Annotated in this window: 7 protein-coding genes; all 7 read left to right on the top strand. The window is 61.4% G+C overall.

Annotated features, from left to right (window positions below):
* Positions 1-21 precede the first annotated feature (21 nt).
* Positions 22-876, top strand: coding sequence for a sulfur oxidation c-type cytochrome SoxA (gene soxA, locus B4F27_RS06435; protein WP_005851966.1), 855 nt, complete (start codon positions 22-24; stop codon positions 874-876).
* A 96-nt stretch (positions 877-972) separates the two neighbouring features.
* A complete protein-coding gene (gene soxB / locus B4F27_RS06440) occupies positions 973-2,676 on the top strand; it encodes a thiosulfohydrolase SoxB (protein ID WP_286759193.1) in 1,704 nt (567 codons plus the stop codon).
* A gap of 24 nt (positions 2,677-2,700) precedes the next feature.
* Entirely contained in the window at positions 2,701-3,963 is a 1,263-nt protein-coding gene (soxC, locus tag B4F27_RS06445; RefSeq protein ID WP_286759194.1) for a sulfite dehydrogenase, read from the top strand.
* Positions 3,947-4,972 carry a c-type cytochrome gene (locus B4F27_RS06450; RefSeq protein ID WP_286759195.1) on the top strand — a complete coding sequence of 342 codons (1,026 nt, stop codon included), beginning with the start codon at positions 3,947-3,949 and terminating at the stop codon, positions 4,970-4,972. The genes soxC and B4F27_RS06450 overlap by 17 nt, the downstream gene beginning before the upstream one ends.
* A 72-nt stretch (positions 4,973-5,044) precedes the next feature.
* Complete coding sequence (locus B4F27_RS06455) at positions 5,045-5,482, top strand: DUF302 domain-containing protein (RefSeq protein WP_286759196.1); 438 nt, start codon at positions 5,045-5,047, stop codon at positions 5,480-5,482.
* Between the two features lie 182 nt (positions 5,483-5,664).
* Positions 5,665-6,549 carry an MBL fold metallo-hydrolase gene (locus B4F27_RS06460; protein WP_286759198.1) on the top strand — a complete coding sequence of 295 codons (885 nt, stop codon included), beginning with the start codon at positions 5,665-5,667 and terminating at the stop codon, positions 6,547-6,549.
* 4 nt (positions 6,550-6,553) lie between these two features.
* A partial coding sequence (locus B4F27_RS06465) for a SulP family inorganic anion transporter (protein WP_286759197.1) occupies positions 6,554-6,817 on the top strand: 264 nt, incomplete at its 3' end.

Consider the following 6,817-nt stretch of genomic DNA (forward strand, 5'->3'; position numbering starts at 1 on the left):
GCATCCTTGGGAGGAACAGGAATGAGCAATTTCACAAAAGGTCTGGGCGCGTGCCTTGCTGCGGCGCTGATGTCGACGGGGGCCTTCGCCGATCCCGTGGATGATACGCTGGTGATCAACGAAGAGATCGACATCGTGACCCGCACTGCCGCCCCCGCGCATATGGCGGACGCGGTAGACGAGGTTATGTCGGGCTGGCTTTTCCGCGGCACCGAGACCCGCGCGATGCAGGCCGATGATTTCGACAACGCGGGCATGATTTTTGTGGAACAGGCCGAAGATGTCTGGAACACCGCCGACGGGTCAGAGGGGAAGTCCTGCGCGGATTGTCACGGGGCCTCGGCCGAGATGGCGGGCGTGCGTCCGGTCTATCCGAAGTATGTCGAATCTGCGGGCGAGGTGCGCACGCTGGAAATGCAGATCAACGATTGCCGCGAGAACCGCATGGGGGCGGAAAAGTGGAAATACACTGGCGGCGACATGGTGAACATGACGGCGCTGATCTCCTCTGTCTCGCGGGGGATGCCGGTGAACATCGCCATCGACGGTCCGGCCCAATCCACATGGGAGCAGGGCAAAGAGATCTACTATACCCGTTTCGGCCAGCTTGAACTGTCCTGTGCCAATTGCCACGAGGACAATTATGGCAACATGATCCGTGCCGACCACCTGAGCCAGGGCCAGATCAACGGCTTCCCGACTTACCGTCTGAAAAACACCAAGCTGAACGCGGTGCAGGCCCGTTTTAAAGGCTGTGTACGCGACACCCGTGCCGAGACCTTTGACCCCGGCAGCCCCGAGTTTGTCGCGCTAGAGCTGTACGTCGGCTCGCGCGGAAACGGGCTGTCGGTCGAAGGGCCCTCTGTCCGGAACTAACCTGAAAAGACCCGTTTCGTCGATGCGAGGCGGGTCTTTTTATCATATTGTTATTCAAATATGCGCATATGAATTGCGCGTCGAAAAGGCCAACCTATGATCTCTCGTCGTGATTTTCTTCAGGCCAGCATGGCTGCAACGGCTTTGTATGGTGCGTCGTCCTTTGGCAACTGGGGCAAGCTTGCCGCGCAGCAGGCGTTGACGCAGGACAAATTGCTTGAATTCGACACCTTCGGCAACGTCAGCCTGATCCACGTGACCGACATCCACGCGCAGTTGAAACCGATCTATTTCCGCGAACCTTCGGTCAACATCGGTGTGGGCGAGAACCGCGGGAAGGTGCCGCATCTGACCGGCGCGGATTTCCGCAAGCTTTACGGGATCGCGGACGGCAGCCCCTCGGCCTATGCGCTGACCTATAACGATTTTTCCGCTCTGGCGCAGGGCTATGGCAAGATGGGCGGTCTGGACCGTGTGGCGAGTGTGATCAACCAGATCCGCGCGGACCGGCCCGATGCGCTGCTGCTGGATGGCGGCGACACCTGGCACGGCAGCTACACCTGCTACCACACGCAAGGTCAGGACATGGTCAACGTGATGAATGCGCTCAAGCCTGACGCGATGACCTTTCACTGGGAATTCACGCTCGGCTCCGACCGCGTGGCAGAGATCGTCGAGGGGCTGCCCTTTGCCGCCCTGGGGCAGAACATCTTTGACGCCGAATGGGACGAACCGACAGAGCTTTTCCCGCCCTACAAGTTCTACGAGACAGGTGGCGTTAAAGTCGCGGTGATCGGGCAGGCTTTCCCCTATATGCCGATCGCCAACCCCGGCTGGATGTTCCCCGAATACTCGTTCGGTATCCGCGACGAGCGGATGCAAGAAATGGTGGACGAGGTCCGCGCCAAAGGGGCCGAACTGGTCGTCTGCCTGAGCCACAACGGCTTTGATGTGGACAAGCAGATGGCGGGCGTGGTGACGGGGATCGACGTGATCCTGTCGGGTCACACCCATGACGCGCTGCCCGAGCCTGTGCTGGTGGGCGAGACGATCATCGTCGCCTCGGGGTCGAACGGCAAATTCGTCAGCCGCGTCGATCTGGATGTGCGCAACGGCCGCATGATGGGGTTCCGGCACAAGCTGATCCCGATCTTCTCTGACGTGATTGCGCCTGATCCGGCGATGACCGCGCTGATCGACGCACAACGCGCCCCCTATCTTGACCAACTGACAGAGGTGATCGGCACCACTGCCGAAGACACGCTGCTCTACCGGCGCGGCAATTTCAACGGCACCTGGGATGACCTGATCTGCGACGCGCTGCTTTCCGAGCGCGAGGCCGATATCGCGCTGAGCCCCGGTGTGCGGTGGGGGCCGTCGATCCTGCCGGGACAGGACATCACGCGCGAGGATATCTGGAACGTCACCTCCATGACCTACCCCGAAGCCTACCGGACCGAGATGACGGGTGAATTCCTGCAAGTCGTGCTGGAAGACGTGGCCGACAACCTGTTTAACCCCAATCCCTATTACCAGCAGGGCGGTGACATGGTGCGCACAGGCGGGCTTGGCTACCGCATTGACGTGACCCAGCCCCAAGGCAGCCGCATCACTGAACTGACCTTGCTGAAAACCGGTGAACGTATCGATCCGGCGAAGACCTATCAGGTTGCAGGCTGGGCCAGCGTGAACGAAGGCACCGAGGGCCCCGCGATCTGGGACGTGGTCGAAAGCCACATCCGCAAGCAGGGCAGCGTGTCGCTGGACCCCAACACCAGCGTCATCGTCAAGGGCGCGTAACAGGGCAGCATGAAAGGCAAGGCCATGGCACCACGGAAGACAGCGAACAGACGGGCCTTCTTGCGTGGCGCGGCGACTGCTGGACTGGGGGCGATGGCGGCCCGTAGCGCTGCCGCGCAATCGCCCGATCCCATGATTGTTGAACCGCAACCCTGGGCGCAGGGCTTGGGCGATGGGGTGGATGTCACGCCCTACGGTCTGCCGATCCGGTTCGAGCAGGACGTGGTCCGGCGCAATGTGCCTTGGCTGACGGCGGATACCATCAGTTCGATCAACTTCACCCCGATCCACGCACTGGACGGTACGATCACCCCGCAGGGCTGCGCCTTTGAACGACATCACTCGGGCGCGATCGAACTGTCGAAACAGGATTACCGCCTGATGGTGAACGGTTTGGTAGACCGCCCGCTGGTGTTCACCTACGCCGATCTGGAACGTTTCCCGCGCGAAAACCACGTGTATTTCTGCGAATGTGCGGCCAATTCGGGTATGGAATGGGCGGGCGCGCAGTTGAACGGGGCACAGTTCACCCATGGCATGATCCATAATATGGAATACACCGGCGTGCCCCTGCGGTTGCTGCTGGAGGAAGCCGGCTATGACCCTGCGGGCAAATGGGTCTATGTCGAGGGTGCCGATGCTTCGTCGAACGGGCGGTCGATCCCGATGGAGAAGGCGCTCGACGATGTGCTTGTCGCGTTCAAAGCGAATGGCGAGGCGCTGCGCAAGGAACACGGCTACCCCGTGCGGCTGGTCGTGCCGGGGTGGGAGGGCAACCTCTGGGTCAAATGGCTCCGCCGGATAGAGGTCACGGACGCGCCTGTCGAAAGCCGCGAGGAAACGTCGAAATACACCGATACGCTGGCCGATGGCACCAGCCGCAAATGGACGTGGGCGATGGATGCAAAATCCGTCATCACCGCACCGAGCCCGCAAGCGCCGGTGCCCCATGGGGCGGGGCCTTTGGTGATCACCGGGCTGGCATGGTCGGGGCGCGGTGCGATCACTCGCGTGGATGTGTCGACCGATGGTGGCGCAAGCTGGCAAACCGCGCGACTGGCCCAAAAGGGCACGCCGATGGCGCTCAGCCGCTTTTACCTCGATGTGCAGTGGGACGGCACAGAGATGCTGCTGCAATCCCGCGCGATGGATGACACGGGCTATGTCCAGCCGACGAAAACGCAACTGCGCGCGGTGCGGGGGCTGAACTCTGTCTACCATAACAATGGCATCCAGACATGGTGGCTGCACGCGGATGGGAGCGTTGAAAATGTCGAAGTTTCTTAACACCATTGCTGCATGCGTCATCGCCACGGCCACGGCTTTGCCCTTGGCGGCGGCCCCCTTCGGTCTGGGCCGCGCCGCGCTGCCGGAAGAGATCGCGGCCTGGGATGTGGACGTGCTGCCCGATGGGCGCGGTCTGCCCGAGGGGCAGGGCGATGTGCTGGCGGGCGAAGCGGTTTTTACCGACAAATGCGCCGCTTGCCACGGGGACTTTGCCGAAGGCCGCGGGAACTGGCCTGCGCTCACGGGCGGTGAGGACACGCTGGCGGATGCCGATCCGGTCAAGACGGTCGGGTCCTATTGGCCGCATCTGTCCACAAGCTTCGACTATATCCGCCGATCCATGCCCTATGGCGATGCGGGAACGCTGACGGCGGATGAGGTCTATGCCATCGTGGCGTATATCCTTTATTCCAACGATCTGGTGGCAGAGGAATTTACCCTGTCCAAAGACAACTTCGCCACGGTCCGGATGCCCAATGCCGACGGTTTCCTCCGCGATGATCGCGACACTACGGAATTGTCGCGCTGGCAGGTTGCGCCGTGTATGACAGACTGCAAGGAAAGCGTGAAAGTCACCATGCGCGCGCTGACCTTGGATGTGACACCCAAGGACGCCGCCCCCGTGACTGTGCCGCAAGAAACGCCCGTTGCCGATGTCGAGCAAGTGTCAGGACCCGCTGCCGACCCCGCCTTGCTCGCCGATGGAGAGTTGGTGTTCCGCAAATGCAAAGCCTGCCATCAGCTGGGCAAACGAGCCAAAAACCGCGCGGGCCCGGTCCTGAACGGGATCGTCGGTGCGCCTGCCGGTGGGGTCGAGGGGTTCAAGTACTCGCGCGCCCTGATGGCGCAGGCAGAGGATGGGCTGATCTGGACACCCAAGACGCTGGACGCCTTTCTGGCATCACCGCGCAGCTTCATGAAGGGTACCAAGATGGGGTTTTCCGGCTTGAAAAACGATGCCGAGATCAAGGCGGTGATCGCCTACCTGAACAGCTTTCCGGCCCCGTGACGGTGCGCATGATTGGCGACGCGCGGCGAGGGTGATAGGATAGGCCCGCGCCCGTTTGTGAAAGGACCAAGAATGAGACCGTTACAGATTGCCGCAGCAGTTTGCCTTTGTGCCGCGCCGCTCGCTGCTCAGGATCAGGCCGTGACCTACGCCTACGACGGCAGCTTTGACGATGCGACCTTCGCGGTCGAGAACGCGATTGTCGGCAAGGGGCTGGTGATCGACCACGTCAGCCACACGGGCGAGATGCTGGCCCGTACCGCCAGCGACGTCGGCAGCGATGTCGAGATCTTTCGTGCGGCAGATGTGTTTCTGTTCTGCTCTGCCGTGGTGTCGCGCAAGGTGATGGAGGCGGACCCGATGAACATCGCCCATTGCCCCTACAGTATCTTTGTCACCGACATTGATGGCACGGTCTCTGTCGGGTATCCGACCTACCCCGACGGCCCCATGCAAGAGGTGCAGGCCCTGCTGGACGAGATCACGCAAAGCGCGCTGGACGGGTTCTGAATGCTCCCGCTGTTGCGTAGAGCAGGCGGCAGGCACAGGACGCTTTGTCGCGGCGGTTCTGGGGGGCAGACAGCACAATCCGCTTCCTTGACAAAGAATTCCATAGTATGAATATGTTTGACTCGACGACGGGGCGCAGCCTTCAGATGTCGGGCGAAAAAGCGCAAACGGAGCAGGTGACCATGACTGAATACCCCGTGAATATGGATGTCATCCCCGATGTCTCGGGCCATTTTGATCCGGTGACCAATACGATCAGCTATATCGTGCGGGATCCGAGCTCCAACGCCTGTGCAATCATCGATTCCGTGATGGATATCGACTATGCCGCCGGACGGATCACCTATGACCACGCGGACAAGCTCATCGCCGAGGTCGAAGCGCAGGGACTCGCGCTGGAGTGGATCATCGAGACACACGTCCATGCCGACCACCTGTCTGCCGCGCCCTATATCCAGCAAAAGCTGGGCGGCAAGATCGGCGTCGGAGAGCAGATCATGACCGTGCAGGACACTTTTGGGAAAGTGTTCAACGAGGGGACGGAATTCCAGCGCGACGGGTCGCAGTTCGACGCCTTGTTCAAGGATGGCGACCGCTACCGCGTCGGCGGCATGGAATGTTTTGCTATCTACACCCCCGGTCACACGCCCGCATGCATGGTGCATGTCATGGGCAACGCTGCCTTCACAGGCGATACGCTGTTCATGCCCGACGGCGGCTCTGCCCGCGCGGATTTCCCTGGGGGCGACGCCGGAGAGCTGTATGACAGCATCCAGAAGGTCTTGTCCCTGCCTGACGACATGCGTCTGTTTATGTGTCACGACTACGGGCCCAATGGGCGCGATATCCAGTGGGAAACCACCGTGGGCGAAGAGAAAGCGCATAACATCCATGTGGGCGGCGGCAAAACGCGCGAGGAATTCATCGCCTTTCGCACCGAACGCGATGCGCAGCTGCCGATGCCGAAGCTGATCATCCCGTCGCTTCAGGTCAACATGCGCGCCGGGCATATGCCGCGTGACAAGGACGGGAACCTGATGCTCAAGGTGCCGGTGAACGGGTTGTAATCAGGTGCGTATTCCCGCCGCTGCCCGCCGCTATTTGCCTGTCCTCGACTGGGGGCGCGACTATGACAAGACGGCCTTGTCCAATGATCTGATCGCGGCGGTGATCGTCACCATCATGCTGATCCCGCAATCGCTGGCCTATGCGCTGCTGGCGGGGCTGCCGCCCGAAGCGGGGCTCTATGCGTCGATCGCGCCGATCCTGCTTTATGCCGTCTTTGGCACCAGCCGCGCGTTGGCGGTGGGGCCGGTGGCGGTGGTGTCGCTGATG

The sequence above is a fragment of the Sulfitobacter sp. UBA1132 genome, from assembly GCF_002311545.1.
Classification (GTDB): Bacteria; Pseudomonadota; Alphaproteobacteria; order Rhodobacterales; family Rhodobacteraceae; genus Sulfitobacter; species Sulfitobacter pontiacus.